Source organism: Longimycelium tulufanense (assembly GCF_014645795.1).
Taxonomy (GTDB): domain Bacteria; phylum Actinomycetota; class Actinomycetes; order Mycobacteriales; family Pseudonocardiaceae; genus Longimycelium; species Longimycelium tulufanense.
In genome coordinates, this window is sequence record NZ_BMMK01000013.1 from 84,370 (window position 1) to 100,746 (window position 16,377).

Sequence of the window (16,377 nt, forward strand, 5' to 3'; positions counted from 1 at the left end):
CACAATGGGGTCGCGGGGCGGNGGCGGCCACGACGACGTGCCCGAAGGGGGTGGCCCGATGTCCGGAGTCCCCCGCGACCGGGGCATTGCCCCGCTGAGCCTCGCCGAGCGCCGCCTGGACGGGGTCACCGCGCCGCCGCCCGCCGACTTCTCGGTGCACGACCCCACCCCCGATCCGGAACACCGGGTCCGGGCCGAGTACCTGGCCCGCGTGATCGCGCAGAGCCTGGCCGACGGCTGGACCCCGTTCTCGCGGCGCGGGTTCCGTTCCCCGATCATTCGGCTGGAACGGGCGTACGTCGTCGGCCAGCTCAGCCTGCGTGCCATTGAACTCCCGCACCTGCTGGAGTTCGTGGAATGCCGGTTCGAACGCCCGATCGACCTGCGGCAGGCGAATATCGGCGGCTTGGAGCTGGTTGACTGCTGGCTTCCCGGCTTACGGGCGAAGAATCTCCGCAGCGAGAACGACCTCGTCCTGACAAGATCCACGGTGGATGGATCGTCGTTGGAAACCGGCGTCCACGACGCTGTCGACCTCACCGACTCCGACATCAACGGCTCGCTGCGACTGGAATACAGCAACCTGCGCCATCCCGGCCACCGTGCCCTGCTCGCCGACCGGATGCGCGCACGCGGTGGCCTGGTCGGCACGGGCATCCGGGTCGACGGTGAGCTGCGTCTGGCTGGGATGCGCCTCGGGGGATACCTCACCCTAAACGGCGCACGGCTGCACAACCCCGGACGCGATGCCCTGAACGGCAACGGAATCCACGTCGGCGGGCACCTGGTCGCCAACCACGCCACCTGGGGACCCGCCACCGGCGAGCCGTTCCGTGCCGTGGGACGGATCTTCCTGCCCAGCGCGGAAATCACCGGTGACATGGGTTTCTCCGGAGCCCAGCTCAGCGCCGGTCCGCTGATCAGCGACGGCGCCGAGCGGGTGGAGAGCGAGCTGTCCGACCGGCACGCGGCACTCGTTGCCGACCGCATCCACGTCGCGGGAAACCTCGAACTGGACAAGGGATTCCGGTGCACCGGAACCCTGCGCGTGACCAGTGCGCGCATCGAGGGAACGCTTCGCCTGGCCGAAGCCGTGGTTCGCGCCGTTGACCACGACTCCTGTGGCAACGAGCCGGGCCACTGCCACCACCCTGCCGAACCCCGGCCCCGCGTGACGACCCAACGGGCGCCGGGAGACGTCGCCGAGGCATGGGTCCTGCCCGCCGCGGCGCACGCCGTCCGCCTGGATGCCACCCAGGTACGCGGCGATTTGGACGCCACCCGTGTGGAGCTGCACGGCCAGCTCCGGCTGCTCAACACCGCGGTGCAGGGCAGCCTGCTTCTCACCGCCGCCTACCTCTGCCACCCCTGGGAGGACGCGGTGTGGGCGCCCCGGGTGGCGGTCGGAGGCGAGCTGGACGGACGCGAGCTCCGCGTTTGCGGCACGTTGCTCTTCGCCGGCGCCCGGATCGGGGTCAGCCTCAACCTCCGTGGCGCCGTGCTGCACTGCCCGGGACGCCACGAGCACAGCGGGTGGCCCAAGCCGTCCCTCGACTTCCGCGCGGGATATCTGGGTCGGGATGTCGTGTGTAGCTCAGGCTTCACCGCGAGCGGGGGAGTGCGGTTGGCGAACGCCCAGGTCGGGCGGGACGTCCGACTACACGGGGCGACGCTGGGAGCGGTCTCCGGAGCGACCGCGCTGCACTGCTACGGCCTGCGCTGCCAGGAACTGAGTGTGCCACTCGCCGCGCCGCCGGGCGGTCCGGTGGTGCTGAGTTACGCGAGCTGCGCCTCGTTCCAGGACAACGAGGCATTGTGGGCCAACACGATCGAACTGGAGGACTTCACCTACGACACGTTGCATCCGCGCGCCGAGCTGTCGGCGGCCGTGCGGTTGCGATGGCTGGGACGGGCCATGCCCGATTACTCGCCGGGGCCCTACGACCAGCTAGCGGCAACATTTCGGGCTGGCGGCCACGAGGACGGCGCGACAACCGTGCTGATCGAGAAGCAGCGGCTTCGTTATGCGGCGCTCGCGCGCGGAAGCCGGCTCGGTCCGGTGGTGCGGCTGGTGAGCTGGCTGCAGCGGTGGATGGTCGGCTACGGCTACCGGCCGACCCGCGCGCTCGCGTGGCTGGTGGTCTGCGCGGTGCTCGGAACGGTGTGGTTTGCCTTGCACGAGCCGTTGGTGCCGGTGAACGAGGAGGACCATCCGGTATGGGATCCGTTCCTGTACACGGTGGACCAGCTGATCCCCATCGTGGATCTGGGAAACAAGTCCCGTTGGCGGGCTGACGGGCTCTCGAAGTGGATCACGGCCGCGATGATCTCGCTCGGCTGGATCCTCGCGACCACGGTCGCCGCCGGCCTCACCCGCCTGCTCAAGCGAAACAGGTAACCAATGACGCGTGGGGAGTGCGCTTCGCGGTCACCCGCCGAGGCCGGACCGGGCGATGAAGTCGATCAGTGGACCGGGCCGTAGCTTGCCTTCCTGGCGGGACTCGGCGATGTCCTCGGCGATCTCGTGGAACTCCTCCACAGCGTCGCTCCGCTCGTTCTTGCCGAGCTTCTTGCGTGCCTCGTTGAGCTTCTTCCGGATCTCCTGTGCGGCCTTCGCACTGATCCCACCCTGCTGCTCCTGGCTGGACAGTGCCGCCTCCAGCTGGCTGATCCAGGCGAAGGTGCCGATGTCCGCGACGGTGGGAGGCGCTGGCTCAGGTGCGTCTGGTGTGGTCGTCGGAGGTGTGTTGACCGGGTTGATGGGTGCTTGTTGGCTCGCGCTGGGCCCGGACACGGCGTTTGGCTGGCCGGTGCTCTGGTTGTCACCCCTCGTGAGAACGAAAGCCAGGAGGAGGGCACCGACGAGCACCACGGCGGGACCCGCGATGAGGAGTGCCCTGCGGGAGCGCGGTGGGGGCTCTGCGGCCGTGAGTACCGCGGTGGGTGGGTGCGCGGGGGCAGTGAGGGTCGGCGGGGTCGTCGCGTAGCTGACCGTGGCCGCGGGTGGTTGTGGGAGTGCGGAGAGGGGCAGCGTGCCGTCACCGGCGCCGGCACTGAGAGCGGCCTGGAACGCGTCGGGGTCCGGCCGCTGGTCCGGGCTCTTGGCGAGGAGGGCGAGGACGAGCTGCGCGAGGTCTTCCGGCACATCCGGGCGCAGGGTTGACGGTGCGTCCGGAGGGGTGTTGACGTGCGCGTACATCACTTCGGCGATGCCGCCGGTGAAGGGCGGGCGACCGCAGAGGAGTTCGTAGAGCACGCAACCCAGGGAGTAGAGGTCGGTGCGGGCGTCGGTGGCGCGGCCGCGGGCCTGCTCGGGCGCCAGGTAGTTGACGGTGCCCAGCACGGTGCCGTCCTGGGTGAGGCGGGTTGCGGCGTCGTCGGCGATCCTGGCGATGCCGAAGTCGAGCACTTTGACGGTGCCGTCCACGGTGCGGAAAAGATTGCCGGGTTTGACGTCGCGATGCACGATGCCCAGAGCCCAGGCGGCGGACAGGCCCGCGGTGGCTTGAACAGCGACATCTCGCACTTCGTCGATGGGAAGCGGGCCGCGCCGGGCGAGTTCGTTGGAGAGGCTGTCGCCCTCGAGGAGCTCCATGACGAGGAAGGGCCGGCCGTTGTCCTCGCCGCTGTCGTGGACGGAGACGACGTTGCGGTGGGAGAGCCTGGCCGCGGCCTGGGCCTCGCGAAGGAAGCGGGTGCGGACCGAGGGGTCGTCAGGGCTGTCGTCGAGGAGCTTGATGGCGACCGGACGGCGGAGGTGCTCGTCGAAGGCGCGCCAGACTGTGCCCATGCCGCCCCGGCCGAGGGTGGAGTCCAGGCGGTAGCGACCGCCGATTAGGGCGGTAGAGGTGTCGGGCCCGTGCACAGCGTCCTCCCATGCCGAGTGACCGCGCACGCTACAGGCGCGAGGTGAACGGCGATGTCCGGGGCGAGGTCCGGATAGCGTGCAATGCCGGACACCGGGAACGGAAGCCCGACAGGAGATGTGACGGAAGCCACTCCCTAGAGCTTCATGCCGAGCCAACCTACGAAGGCGGTGAGGCTGTCTGTCTTGCGGCGCTCGGTTACGGCGATCAGCCGGACTGTCTCCCGGACATTGGGATGGAGCCGGCACTGCTGGGGCGCGATCCTCCGCATGGTGTTGAGGGAGCGGAGCGCCTTGTCAGGCTTGCCCGCGAGCATCCATGCCCGAGCCATGTCCATGTGGTGGTGCCCGAGACGCGTGGGCTTCATGTCCGCTGGGAGGCGCAGTGTGCCGCCTTCCTGCGCAGCCCTCCCCGGATCACCCCCATCGAGTTCGACCCCGATCCGATGGAGCTCGACATTTCCGGGCCCGAAGTTCGTGTCATACGCGGTGGTCTCGCGCCCGACATGTCGCCCGATCCGCGCCGCCTCGGCGATGTGCTCGCGAGCGGAGTCGAGGTTGAAGGAGCGCGCATTGATGATTGCTCCGCGCAGGTGTGCCGAACCGAGCACTGCTAGGGCACCTTCGTCGCGCGGGACATCCTCGAGGGTGCGCATAGCCTCGCGGATCATGTCGCGCGCGGAGTCATAGGAGGCGTAGGACATCAGCAGCAGGCCGCGATGCACCAAGGCATGAGGGATCATCCGGGGATCGGCGGCACGCTCGGCGGCTGTCTCGGCCCGGTCGATGGCAAGGGCAGCCAGCGGGAGGAACCCGAAGCGATAGGTGAGCATCGCGGTGCTGGTGTACGCGAGGGCAAGCATGTCGTAGGCCCGCCCCCGCTCCACCTCGCCGCCGGCGTGTGCGGCGCCGTGCAGGCGGCGGAGCAGCACAGGAAGCTTTGACAGAGCTTGGCGGCCCTTGTCCTCGCGTCGCAGTCGCCGGACCTCTGCCAGGTCGGCGGCCAGCTCTGCCGGATCTCCCGGATCGACGGCCCGCACCCGGGAGCCTTCCGCGAGCAGGGCTCGGATGTCCGCGATGTCCGGCAGGGTGCCGGCCCCCATCTCCTCGCGGTAGGGCTGCCCAGTGAGCTGCTCGAGCTCGATCCGCAGCGCCCGGGCGACAGCCGCCAGGAAGGCCGTGGACGCCTCGGTCCGGCCTTGCTCCACAGCCCGCACCATCGAGGTGCTGTAGTGCGTCCGGGCGGCGAGCTGCTGCTGCGTTAGGCCAGCCAGCTTCCGCTCGAGCGCCACTCGCTCACCCATCGTCGCCGCGCCCATGCCGCCGAGCCTACGTGTTGTCACCGAGTTGTCACTCGGCGCGTTGGCCCAAGTCCAGGCTCAGAGCTGTGGATGGGCTGCGGAGGGCCCCGGCCCTGTGGGAAAAGCCCGCAGCCCACCCGTATCCAGACAGAGAAGGTGAGTCATGTTCGTGTTCTGGGTCCTGGTCGCCATGTGTCTCGGCGCATGGATCGGGGCGTTCTGGCCTGAGATCAGTCACCTCCGACCCATAATCCGGCTGTCCGCGTGGTGGTACCTCCGACGTCTCGACCGCGCCGCCCGACGGAGCCGGGCGTGACCTCCTGTCCCTTCTCGTCGCCCCTCGACCGTCTGCCCTATCCCGGACGCCGGCCGGGCGGATCACCCACCGCGATGCTCGCGCGCTGGGCCGACAACGCCATGCGAGACGCCCGAAACCTCACGGCACAGGGCGAACCCGCCCTCGCCAACCTCGCTCACCTCCGCGCCGAGGTCTACATCAGCGCAGCCGAACTCATCGCCGCCGAGGGCATCACCACCGTCGTCGGCTCCTACCAGCACCGCGCCGCAACCCTCGCGGGCCAACTCCACGAACTCGAAATCCTGGGCGCGCCCGTGGAGGTTCTCGCCCTTCCCTACATCGTCGGCCGGGCCCATCAGCATGTCGCCGCCGCGCTCGGCGACGACTTCGTCGGATACATTCCGCGATGGGTCTGAAGCCCGACTACGTCGGTAGCGGGTTCGTTCCGATACCCCGCAGTCGCTGCTTCAGCGGCGTCGTCGTCTCCACGTAGCAGACAACGTTGTTGTACCCCTCGGCCCAGTTCTCCGGGCTGGGCATGCGCCAGGAGACCACCACATCGTCCCGCGACGCCCCCAGATATCCCTCCACCGCCGCCGTGCAGTGCTCCTGCGCCCGCCGCGTCATCTCCTCCGCACCCGGTGCCGGGTCGTGCGGCGCCCCCAGGCTCAGCACCCCGGGCACCGCCTCCGCCAGGTGCGGCTGGTCGCAGGGTACCGTCACCAGGCGCTCGTCCCGGCCGGGCGACCCGGCCGTGCACTGCTGGTACTCGTCGAAACCCTCCCCGGCCAGGGCCCCACGCAGCGAACCGGTGCGCGTCGCCGGTTTCTCGTCGGGCCCGGTCTCGAACACCGCGCACACCAGCCAGCTCTGGCCATCCGCCAGACCCCGGGCCGACGGCCAGAACGCCCACGCCTGCAACCGCGTCGCATCGGCGTCCGTGCTGGACAGGTACTCCACAGCGGCCTTCCGGCAGGTCGGCAGCACTGCGCGCAACATGGTGCCGTCATCGGGCTCGGACGGCAGGCCGTCGGGCAACACCCCGTTGAGCGACACCTCGCCCTCGTGCGGGCTCTCGCACGGAACCTCGTCGAACGTCTCCGACCGCAGGCACGTCCCCACCCCGGGCGGCGCCTTGGCCCGCTCCACCGGAGGGGAGTGCGGGAACCGCACCGCCGCCGTCGGCTGCCCGGCCACCGCCGTCGTGCAGGCGGGTAGCACCACCAGCATGGCCGCGAGCAGGACCAGAACACTCGTGCGTGGTTCGCGCCGCGTCACCAGCATTCGCATTCCCTCACCCGGTTTGGCCTGCGCGCACCGTACCGTCGGGTCGGGCAACCACGAATGAGTCATATGGTGGGATCGCCGGCCACCCCATCCCCCGGCCCGGGCCGCGTTCCGCACCCCCTTCGCAGTAAATGACCAGCGGTGACGGTGACTCGCTGTGGTGGTCTTGGGGCGCGTAACCTGGTCCGGCCTCCTTCTCGCCTACTGGGAAGTAGTAGTCACGATTTGGTCATGAGGTGCGCCTGAACGGGTGACGAAGGCGACACCCACGCTTAACATGCCCGGCGCGCCCCGAACCGGGGCGCGCCGGCGCGGACGGCCCGCGCCGGTTGGTGGCCGCCCTAGGGGGAGCGATGTCCGCTGGCCCACCGCCGACCAACCGTCCCAACGGCCTGCGCTGGAACGCGTGGAACCTGCTGCTCCTGGTGCCGTTGCTGATGCTCGTCACCCCGCTGTTCAACCGGGACGAGCCCCGGCTGTTCGGCGTGCCCTTCTTCTACTGGTTCCAGTTCCTGTTCGTGCCGCTCGGCGTCATCTGCGTCGGGCTGGTGTACCTCAAGACCAGGGCCGAGCCGGTGCGCACGGACAAGCCGGACCGCCTTGCCCTCGATGACCTGGATGCCGGTGAGCAGGATGGGGGACCCGGCCGGTGACGAACCTGCAGTGGACCGAGATCGTCGTTTTCAGCCTGCTGTTCCTGCTCGTCACGGTGATGGGCTTCGCCGCGGCGCGGTGGAAGGCCGGCGCAACCCTCGACCATCTCGATGAGTGGGGCCTGGGCGGCCGGAAGTTCGGCTCCTGGATCACCTGGTTCCTGGTCGGCGGTGACCTCTACACCGCCTACACCTTCGTTGCCGTCCCCGCGCTCATGTTCGGCGCGGGCGCCATGGGCTTCTTCGCCCTGCCCTACACGGTGATCCTCTACCCGATCGTTTTCCTGCCACTGCTGCGCATGTGGTCGGTCTCCCGTGTCCACGGCTACGTCACGCCGGCGGACTACGTGCGCGGCCGTTACGGATCCTCCGCGCTCGCCTTCCTGGTCGCGATCACCGGAATCGTCGCCACGATGCCCTACATCGCGCTGCAGCTCGTCGGCCTGGAGGCCGTCCTGCGCACGATGGGGTTCAACGGCTCCGGCCTCCTCGGCCACGCGCCGCTCTTCCTGGCGTTCGTGATCCTCGCGCTCTACACCTACCAGTCGGGTTTGCGTGCGCCGGCGTTGATCGCGTTCGTCAAGGACACGCTCATCTACATCGTGATCCTGGCCGCGGTCTTCTACCTCCCCGCCAAACTCGGCGGCTGGGGTGCGATTTTCGATGGTGCGCGAGCGAAGTTCGACGCAACCCCGTCGCCAGCCGACGGCATGCTGCTCGGCGAACACAACCAGCTGCAGTACGCGACCCTCGCCCTCGGCTCCGCGCTGGCGCTCTTCCTCTACCCGCATGCCCTGACCGGCATCCTCGCCTCGAAGGGCCGCAACGTCATCAAGCGCAACATGGTTGCGCTGCCCGCATATTCACTGCTGCTGGGCATGCTGGCCCTGCTCGGGTACATGGCGATCAGCACCGGGGTCAAGCCGATCGTCAACCAGGCAACCGGACGGCCTGACTCGAACACCACGGTTACGGTGCTGTTCGAGCAGCAGTTCCCCGACTGGTTCACCGGCTTTGCGTTCGCGGCCATCGGAATCGGGGCACTCGTCCCGGCCGCGATCATGTCGATCGCCGCGGCGAACCTGTGGACGCGCAACATCTACAAGGAATACCTGCGCAAGGATGCGACCCCGGCGCAGGAGGCCAAGCAGGCCAAGCTCGCCTCCCTGGTGGTGAAGTTCGGCGCGGTCGCGTTCATCGTGTTCGTCGACCCGCAGTTCTCCATCGACCTGCAGCTCATCGGCGGTGTGATGATCCTGCAGACGCTGCCGGCGGTGGCGATCTCCCTCTACACCCGCTGGTTCCACCTCTGGGGCCTGATCGCGGGCTGGGTTGCCGGCATGGCGTGGGGATTCGTGATGCTGTACGAGATCCCGAACCCGGCCGCGGGTAAGGAGCACTTCGGCGGCTCGGCCATCAAGCTGGAACAGCTCTCCCTCCTCGGGTGGACGCCCTTCGAGGGCGTGCGGACCCAGATCTACGTCGGGTTCGTCGCCCTGCTGGCCAACCTCGTCGTCGCGGTGCTCGTCACGCTCGTGCTGCGGCGTACCGGGACCGCCAACGGCCTGGACAGGACGTCCCCGTCGGACTACCACGCGGACGAGGGCGACGCCCGCCTCAAGCCGGTCGGGGTGCACTAGTCCGCCCGAACGGAGGAGGGCGTGCGACGCGCGGGGCGCGCCCTCCTCCTCGCGTCCGCCGCGGGCATTGGACTGGGCGTCGAGGGCGAACGGCACCACCACGGAGCCGAAGGGATGACACATCCCGTCGGTCCGCACGGCAACGATCCACCGGCTCGCCAACGGGTCCGGCGATTCGGCGGAGCACTATCGGGTGGCCCCCACAAAGGTCCAGTGGGTCAGCCGCCGATAGGAAACCCGTGACCGCTCGACCACTCAAGACCGTCCGTTGGTGGCTGGCCATCGGCGGAGCCGCCGCCGCATCCTCCCTCGTCCTCCCGCTCCCGTCCGCAACCGCCGCCGCGGAGGACCACGCGTGTGTCGGCAACGCCGAGACTACCTACGAGGGCGGCCTGAACAAGGTGAAGAAACCCGTGGTGGTGGACGGTAAGGGCTCGCTGACCTGTATGGAGAAGGGCGGCGAGATGAGCTCCGGCTCGATCACCTTCTCCAACCGGGCCGCCCCTGGCCAGCTGTCCTGCTCCGGCGGGAACACCAGCTTCACCGGGCAGATCGACTGGGCCGACGGCACGAAGAGCACCTTCGAGGCCGGCAAGACGGAGACCCACAAGCAGTCCGGGGTGACCGCCCTCGTCTTCCGCGGCCAGGTGACCGGCGGCGAGCACCAGGGCAAGAGTTTGGAAGGCGGGTTCGCACTGAGCAAGGACGAGGACGAACAAGCCTGTGGTACGAAGAAGGGCCTGACCGGCTCGTCCGGCCCGTTCACCCTGATCTTCCGCTAGCCCGGACCGACCAGCCGCAGGCCCGGGCGCGTCGCTAGGCCCACGCCGTCAGCTGCTCCCGCCACCCGTCGGTGCCAACCTCGACCTGCCCGCCACGAAGCCGCCAGACCATCTGCACACTGTTGATCCGCTCGGGCCGGTGAGTGACCACCACGACGGTTCCGGGGAAGCCGGCAATCAGCCGGTCCACGGCCGTGGCTGCGGTGGGGTCCAGGTGCGCGTCGGCCTCGTCGAGCAGGAGCACCCGGGGCCGACCGAGCACGGCGCGGGCCAGAGCGACGCGTTGCCGTTGGCCCGCCGACAGCCCGGTGCCACCCTCGCCGACGCGGGTGCGGGGTCCGTCCGGCAGCTCGGCGAGCACCTCGTCCAGCCCGCTGAGCCGGATCGCCTCTGCCACGGCCTCCTCGTCGGCATCCGGCGCGGCGTAACGGATGTTGTCGGCCACGGTCCCCCGCAGCAACGGCAGGTCCGGCCCGACGAGCCGGATCATCCGGCGCAGCTCCTGCTCGTCGACGGCCCGGAGGTCGACCCCGTCGAGCAGCACCTGGCCGGAGTCCGGCAGCAGCAGCCCCGCCAGGACCGTGAGGAGGCTGGACTTTCCCGAGCCGTTGGGGCCCACCAGTGCCACCGTGCTTCCGCCCGGCAACTCCACGCTGACCCGGCTGAGAACGCCCGTAACGGAGACATTCCGCACCGACAGCGTGCCCGCTCCCTCCGGCGGCTCGACCACCTCGCCGCTGTCCAGTCGCGGCCGGATGGGGCGGCGCAGCGTCGCCGCGAGCCGTTCCATCGACACCGTCGCGCCCACCCGGTACTCGGCGACCCTGGTGAGGTCACGCAGCGGTGTGGTCAGGATGCCGATGACCGCCAGCGCACCGGCCGCGGCGGCCGCGTCCACCCCGGCGATGAACGCGGCAACGAGGGCGGTACCCGTCGCGATCATGATGGTTGCCTCGCCGGTCGCCCGCACCGCCCCCACCATCCGGGCACGCCGCACCATCGCCCCGGCCAGCCGGCTGCTTCGCCGGTGCAGAAGCCGGCGTTCCTTGTCCTCCTGGCCGTACGCCTGCATCACCAGGCGGCTGCGCACGCGCTCGGTCACGTGTGCGGCGACCCGGGCGCGGCGGCGCCTGGCCTCGACACTCGTCTCGTAGAGCCGCGGGGTGAGGGCTTGGATGCCGAGGAACCCACCGAGCACGACCACGCCGACCGTCGCCGCCACCAGCGGGCTGGCCAGCGTGAGCGCGACGAGACAGCCCGCCAGCATCGGCACCGCGACGGCCAGCTTGGCCAGACCGAGCGCGGCCCACCGGCGCAGCGCGGTCATGTCGCCGACGAACCGCAGCGAGGTGGCCCCGGTGGACCTGCGGTACTCGCGCACCGGGGTGCGCGCGATGTGCTCGAACACCGTGACCCGGAGGTCATTGACCCAGCTCTGGCCCAGGCGCTCGGCCAACACCCGCTCCAGGCCCAACATGGCCGCGGTGGCCAGGGCGAGGCCGAGTGCGGTGCTGCCCGCACCCGGCAGCCAGCCCGTCGCCTGCTGCGGCGCGCCGAGCCGGTGAATCATCGCGCGGACGAGCAGCGACCAGGCGATCGCGGCCAGTGCGTGCCCGAGGCCGAGCGCGACCAGCCCGGCGAAGAGCAGGGCACGGCGCCCGTGCAACGGCTTCGGAACGACTGCGGCACTCATCAGGACGCGAGCGCGGCGACCTCGGTGAGATCGCCACCGGAGGACGTCTCGATGCCCGGAGCCACGCTCGCCAACACCTCGCCGGCCACCGCGGGAGAGGACAGCTCATGGGTGAGGTGGACCGGCACGTCCAGCGCGGCGCGGGCCTCCCGGGTGGCCAACGGTGAGGAGGTGAACAACCCGGACGCACCGAGCACCCGGTGCCCCGACTGCCGCAGCAGCCGCACGCCGGTGACCGTTCCGGCCGCGTCACCGGCCGCGAGGATCACGCCATCGACCAGGTCGTGGAGCGCCGGGTGGCCCAGCAGCTCCGCGGTCTCCGTGCACAACAGCCCGTCGGCGATCTCGATGAGTGCGACCTGTACCCGGCCGGCGACGAGATGGCCGTGCATGGCGACCGCGATGTCGGCCAGCCGCGGGACGGGGACCCGGTAGGTGGAGACCAGACCGAGGTCGGTGAAGTCGAGCACCTCGGCCGCGCCCGCATCGACGTAGCTGTAGCGGTCGCCACCGGCACCGGTACCGGTGATCTTGCAGGCGCCGACGCGGAGTCCGGCGCGGGTCAGCCCGCGGGCGAGCGAGGACACCGTGGTGCTCTTGCCCGCGTTCATGGCGGTGCCGGCGACGAGCACGGTGGGCACCCGGTGGTGCGGCCGCGGTGGGTCGGGGAGCGCGCCCTCGGCCACGTTCAGCACGCTGCCGTCCGGGGTTGCCAACAGCCCGACCGGCTCGAGCGCGGTGGGGGTGGCCATCCGGCTGTGCTTGGCGTTGACGAGGGCCGCAATGCCCCCGGCGGCCACCAGGTGGCAGGGGGACAGGTCGGTGGGGAGCTCCGCCTCGAACTGGTCGGGGGAGTACCGCGTGCCGTAGCCCACGACGATCTCGTCGCCGGGGTAGAGCTCGGCGCGCCGGCCGGCCGTCAGCTCCAGCCTGACGTGCTGGCCGACGGCGGTGACCCGGGCCAGGACCAGGTCGCCGTGCCGCGGGGGGACGTGGGTCGCCAGGGCGAGCGGACGGTTCAGGTCGACTCGGCGGACGCTGTAGGCGACCTTCCACCGGGCGACACGGTCCGCCGCGAACGCGGGCAGCATGAAACCTCCAGTGACGACGTGGCGAACCCCCACCCGGCGCGACAGAACAGTTCGTAAGTAAATCCGAGATTAGTTAACTATGAACTGTGCGTTACTGGCCAGGAAGTATTGTGCTGATCTGCCACCAGGTGGAATGGAATGGTTCGACTTACGGTTATCGATCTGTGATAGGAGATCGGGCTCCGTTGTCTGCGGCTTGGGTGCCGGTCCGCCCCGAGGAGTCCCCCACGGCGTCCGGGTGGGCCCGCTAGCGTGGTGACATGGCAGCGGAGCGGGTGAGCAGGTTCGGGGTCGTCGAACCGGATGGTCTACCGGACGACCTGCGGGGACGCATCAACGCGATCGCGGAGAAGGCCGGGTTCGTGCCCAACATCTTCCGGGCGCTGGGGCACCGACCCGACGAGCTGCGCGCGTTCATGGACCACCACGACGCGCTGATGGAGACCGAGGGCGGCCTGAGCCGGACGAGCGGGAGCTGGTCGTGGTCGCCACCTCCGGCGCGAACCACTGCGCCTACTGCGTGGTCGCGCACGGTGCGATTCATCGCATCCGGAGCAAGGACCCGTATCTCGCGGACGACGTGGCGGCGAGCCCGTGGGGAACGGAGCTTCCGCAGCGGCAGCGGGCGATCATCGACCTGGCCTTGCTGCTGGCCAGGGACTCGGCGCGGCTCACCGAGGCCGATCTCGACGCGGCACGCGCCGCCGGCCTCACCGACGAGGAGATCTGGCAGGTTGGCGCGATCACCGCGTTCTTCGCCATGTCGAACCGGCTGGCACACCTGATGGCGCTGCGGCCCAACCCGGAGTTCCACCTTCTCGGCCGGGTCCCGCGCGACGCCGGGTAAGCGGAATCCGATCGGAATCAGCGGCTTTGTCGACACGCGTCGGTGTCGACAAAGCGCTCTGTGGATTGCACTCATCCACAGCCCGTCAAGTTGTCCACAGATGCAACTCCGTGTCTTGCGACGCGGTTTTGACGATCAGTAGGCTGGTCGCGGGGCGCCACCCCGGGATGGGAGGGGGCTGTGACCAGCGGGTATCCGTCTCTGGGGCGGATGGTGTCGTTGGTGGACAGTGCTTCCGCCGCCGGTTCGGTGTAGGCGGTCACGGCGTCCTAACAGGCGCGTGCTGTGGGGCCAGCGCGCACCGGCTGGCCCCACAGCAAGGATCGCCGTTGTTCGCTAGAACTTGACGGTCTCGTCCATGTTGGCGACGGGGCTGGACAGGACAGCGTCGAACGCTTCCGGAACGGGCGTGACCATGGCGGCGCTCTGCGTCCGGATGCTGTTGAGAGCCACCGAAGCCGTCGCGTCGCGCGGTGCGTCGCGCAGGTTGGTCAGGGTGATGTCACCACCGAGTCCGGCGTCGATGAGACCGGCCTCGACACTGCCGGGTTCGGGCGTCGCCACGTTGACCGGCGCGACGGTGAAACCAACTTCCGAGGTTTCGTCGGGGAAGTGCATCTCCGGGACCGTGTCGGAAGTGTGGGTCAGGGCCAGCGCGCAATAGTCCTCACCAAGCATCCGGTCCAGGTGGTGGCCCATCGGCAAGGCAGTAATATCACCGAAACTGACCGGGGTCTTCTGGATGTGGTTGGTGTGCGCGACCAGCACGACACGGGTCCCCGGCTCGAGGCGGTCGAGGTGCCAGCTCAGTGAATCAGCCATGTAGCGGTCACGGACCGAGGTGTCACCCGGAACGTGATTCCCGGAGAAGATGCCGTGCATGGCCTTGTACATGTAGTCGGTGTGACAGGCCGCCTCCATCTGGCGTAGGGCAAGGTCGTAGCTGTTCTGGTCGCTACGCGAGACGTAGAGTGGTTCCAGGGCGCGCATCCGCAGCAGCAGACGTGCCAGCGAGGCGGTCAACGCGTCCTGCTCGGCCGGCTCGTGTTCGAACCAACTCAGGGCGCCCACGACGGCCGAACCGGACGCGATCCGGTCGGCAATCCCGCGCGCGGTTTCCAGCGTGGGCAACGCATCGGGATCGACCACACTGAGGTAGTCGCTGACCGGCACCAGGTCATGATGGATCGCGACGCTGGTGGGGATGTCCACGCCGACGAACCGCACGGGACGCGAACCGGTCCGGTTGTACCGGCGAAGCCAGCGCAGCAGCTCACCGGCCAGCCCCAGGCTGAGGGCGCCGCTCAGCTCAGCGAGGTCGCTCTCCGCACCGCCACCGCTGAGCCACGAGTCGAGCGCGAAGCCTTCGCTGAAACCGAACTCCATGGCCAGGACGGTGAATCCGCAGCGCTCCGCCAGGAAACGCAGCACTCGCGCGTGGGCGAGGCCGAACTCGTGGACGAAGTGGGCTCCCTCACCCACGGCCACAACGCGGGCATCGCCGACGATCTCCCGCAGCGGCTCCAGGTCGTCCAGCGGCGCGTCGGGGTCGAGAGTGCGCAAGACGTCGGCTCGTTTGCGGAAGTAGTCGGCAAGCGCGGCAGAACCAGAAGAGGTGTAGGCAGTCATGATTGCTCATTTCTCGGTGTAGTGGACACGCGGGCACCGAGCGGGGAGCACAGAAGCACGCAACACACCGCTACACGACAGCGGGCTTGCGTTCACATGCGACAGCCGGGGAAGAACTCACCCCAGCTACGTGCCTCCCCGTGGGGAGCGTCAGAGAAACAGACTGCCAACGGACATGGCCCGACCCTATCAGGCGAACCCTGTTACGCAAACCGACATCGGCACCGCCCCTCGCCGACCCCGCCCCGTGTCGGCAAGGGGTTTCTCCGATACCCGGTGTATGGCGGTGCCGGTACGGGTACGACGACCCAGGACCGGTGTCAGTCCTGCGACGGGGCCAGCTCCGCCATCTCCGACCAGCCGTCTCCGGGAACCTCGACGTTGATGATGTCGGGCTTACCCGCGATCACCCGCGGCATCCACGCCATCGCTTCCTTGAAGTGGTCGGAGTTCACGTGCTCCCGGCCGGCCTCCGGCGAGGCGAAAGCCTCGAGAAGCACGAACTGGTGGGGGTTGTCGACGCTCCTGCTCCACTCGAAGAAGACGTTCCCCGGTTCCTGCCGGGTAGCCTTGGTGAAGTCCTCGACGAGCGAGAGCCAGTCCTCGCTCCGCTCGGGACGGACGGTGAACTTCACGACGATGAAAATCACGATCTCGTTCCTCCCTCACACCACCATGGACGGTGACGGCCTGCGTGGCACCGGAAGTGGGGCCGGTCGACACGCCGGCCGGCCCCACTCCCGGCTCGTGGGTGGCGGGGACGGGATTCGTGTGAACCCCGTCGCGCCAGTGCCGCAACCTTGGCCGCCGCCATTGCGATATCTCATCAGAGCATCACTGGCTCGCGGCCCCGCCCCGCCCATGTTCGGTAAGCGATCGCTCACCCTTCGACGCGATACCCCTTGAAGAGGAAGTTCGGGCCATAGGCGAAGCTGTCGATCATCTCGTAGAACTGCTTGATGGTCTCGTTCTGGCAGTGCGCCTCGAACGCCTCCCGGTCGGTGTAGACCTCGTCGAGGTAGAACCGGTTTCGGTTGTCCTCGTCCCGCAGGACCTCGAATCGAAGCGTTCCCGGCTCCTTGGCGAGGGAGTCGTTCGCGTCGAACAAGGCGGCCTTGACGAACTCCTCCCGCTTGGCCGGAGGGACGTCGAACTGCACGAGCAAGTGGTACGTCACGGGTTTCCTCCAGATGGCCGTATCCGTGCGACACCCATGCTGCGTTCGTTCGAGCAAAGCAACCAGGACCGGCTTTTCCTATGTTCCACCGGACCGAGGGCTCACCGTGACTGG

At 69.1% G+C, this 16,377-nt stretch carries 13 protein-coding genes and 1 pseudogene; 6 read left to right on the forward strand and 8 right to left on the reverse strand.

Annotation, left to right across the window (positions count from 1 at the left end):
- Positions 1-58: 58 nt before the first annotated feature.
- Entirely contained in the window at positions 59-2,398 is a 2,340-nt protein-coding gene (locus IEY55_RS15175; protein ID WP_189058295.1) for an oxidoreductase, read from the forward strand.
- 30 nt (positions 2,399-2,428) lie between these two features.
- On the opposite strand, the gene IEY55_RS15180 is transcribed toward IEY55_RS15175, so the two are convergent.
- Both IEY55_RS15180 and IEY55_RS15185 read right to left on the reverse strand, forming a co-directional pair.
- Positions 2,429-3,865 carry a serine/threonine-protein kinase gene (locus IEY55_RS15180; RefSeq protein WP_189058297.1) on the reverse strand — a complete coding sequence of 479 codons (1,437 nt, stop codon included), beginning with the start codon at positions 3,863-3,865 and terminating at the stop codon, positions 2,429-2,431.
- Between the two features lie 137 nt (positions 3,866-4,002).
- Positions 4,003-5,184, reverse strand: a complete 1,182-nt coding sequence (locus tag IEY55_RS15185) for a helix-turn-helix domain-containing protein (RefSeq protein WP_189058299.1) — start codon at positions 5,182-5,184, stop codon at positions 4,003-4,005.
- Between the two features lie 294 nt (positions 5,185-5,478).
- Here IEY55_RS15185 and IEY55_RS15190 point away from each other — a divergent pair, with 294 nt between their 5' ends.
- The gene (locus tag IEY55_RS15190) at positions 5,479-5,880 is read left to right on the forward strand and encodes a hypothetical protein (RefSeq protein WP_189058301.1); all 402 of its coding nucleotides are present in this window, start codon (positions 5,479-5,481) and stop codon (positions 5,878-5,880) included.
- Positions 5,881-5,887: 7 nt separating this feature from the next.
- On the opposite strand, the gene IEY55_RS15195 is transcribed toward IEY55_RS15190, so the two are convergent.
- Entirely contained in the window at positions 5,888-6,754 is an 867-nt protein-coding gene (locus IEY55_RS15195) for a septum formation family protein (RefSeq protein WP_229686414.1), read from the reverse strand.
- 350 nt (positions 6,755-7,104) lie between these two features.
- Here IEY55_RS15195 and IEY55_RS15200 point away from each other — a divergent pair, with 350 nt between their 5' ends.
- From IEY55_RS15200 to IEY55_RS15210, 3 genes are all read left to right on the forward strand, one after another.
- On the forward strand, positions 7,105-7,404 hold the full coding sequence (locus IEY55_RS15200; protein ID WP_189058305.1) for a DUF3311 domain-containing protein: 300 nt from the start codon (positions 7,105-7,107) through the stop codon (positions 7,402-7,404).
- Positions 7,401-9,044, forward strand: a complete 1,644-nt coding sequence (gene mctP / locus IEY55_RS15205) for a monocarboxylate uptake permease MctP (protein ID WP_189058307.1) — start codon at positions 7,401-7,403, stop codon at positions 9,042-9,044. Before IEY55_RS15200 ends, mctP begins: the two co-directional genes overlap by 4 nt.
- Before the next feature lie 239 nt (positions 9,045-9,283).
- The gene (locus IEY55_RS15210) at positions 9,284-9,826 is read left to right on the forward strand and encodes a hypothetical protein (protein ID WP_189058309.1); all 543 of its coding nucleotides are present in this window, start codon (positions 9,284-9,286) and stop codon (positions 9,824-9,826) included.
- Between the two features lie 34 nt (positions 9,827-9,860).
- Here the strand turns inward: IEY55_RS15210 and IEY55_RS15215 are convergent, their stop codons facing one another.
- Together IEY55_RS15215 and IEY55_RS15220 are read right to left on the reverse strand one after the other, a co-directional pair.
- Positions 9,861-11,519: an ATP-binding cassette domain-containing protein gene (locus tag IEY55_RS15215; protein WP_189058310.1), complete on the reverse strand. Its 1,659-nt coding sequence runs from the start codon at positions 11,517-11,519 to the stop codon at positions 9,861-9,863.
- Positions 11,519-12,610, reverse strand: coding sequence for a P-loop NTPase family protein (locus IEY55_RS15220; RefSeq protein ID WP_189058312.1), 1,092 nt, complete (start codon positions 12,608-12,610; stop codon positions 11,519-11,521). The genes IEY55_RS15215 and IEY55_RS15220 overlap by 1 nt, the downstream gene beginning before the upstream one ends.
- A gap of 260 nt (positions 12,611-12,870) precedes the next feature.
- Here IEY55_RS15220 and IEY55_RS15225 point away from each other — a divergent pair.
- Positions 12,871-13,457, forward strand: a pseudogene (locus tag IEY55_RS15225) (peroxidase-related enzyme).
- Between the two features lie 336 nt (positions 13,458-13,793).
- Here the strand turns inward: IEY55_RS15225 and IEY55_RS15230 are convergent.
- The 3 genes from IEY55_RS15230 to IEY55_RS15240 form a co-directional block, all read right to left on the reverse strand.
- Entirely contained in the window at positions 13,794-15,086 is a 1,293-nt protein-coding gene (locus IEY55_RS15230) for an erythromycin esterase family protein (RefSeq protein WP_189058314.1), read from the reverse strand.
- A gap of 320 nt (positions 15,087-15,406) precedes the next feature.
- The gene (locus IEY55_RS15235; protein ID WP_189058316.1) at positions 15,407-15,736 is read right to left on the reverse strand and encodes a putative quinol monooxygenase; all 330 of its coding nucleotides are present in this window, start codon (positions 15,734-15,736) and stop codon (positions 15,407-15,409) included.
- Between the two features lie 230 nt (positions 15,737-15,966).
- A complete protein-coding gene (locus tag IEY55_RS15240) occupies positions 15,967-16,263 on the reverse strand; it encodes a heme-binding protein (protein ID WP_189058318.1) in 297 nt (98 codons plus the stop codon).
- Positions 16,264-16,377: the final 114 nt, after the last annotated feature.

Coding starts and splice junctions, on each gene's coding strand:
- IEY55_RS15175 (WP_189058295.1), top strand. CDS start 59: ATGTCCGGAGTCCCCCGCGACCGGGGCATTGCCCCGCTGAGCCTCGCC.
- IEY55_RS15185 (WP_189058299.1), bottom strand. CDS start 5,184: ATGGGCGCGGCGACGATGGGTGAGCGAGTGGCGCTCGAGCGGAAGCTG.
- IEY55_RS15195 (WP_229686414.1), bottom strand. CDS start 6,754: ATGCGAATGCTGGTGACGCGGCGCGAACCACGCACGAGTGTTCTGGTC.
- IEY55_RS15200 (WP_189058305.1), top strand. CDS start 7,105: ATGTCCGCTGGCCCACCGCCGACCAACCGTCCCAACGGCCTGCGCTGG.
- IEY55_RS15215 (WP_189058310.1), bottom strand. CDS start 11,519: ATGAGTGCCGCAGTCGTTCCGAAGCCGTTGCACGGGCGCCGTGCCCTG.
- IEY55_RS15220 (WP_189058312.1), bottom strand. CDS start 12,610: ATGCTGCCCGCGTTCGCGGCGGACCGTGTCGCCCGGTGGAAGGTCGCC.
- IEY55_RS15230 (WP_189058314.1), bottom strand. CDS start 15,086: ATGACTGCCTACACCTCTTCTGGTTCTGCCGCGCTTGCCGACTACTTC.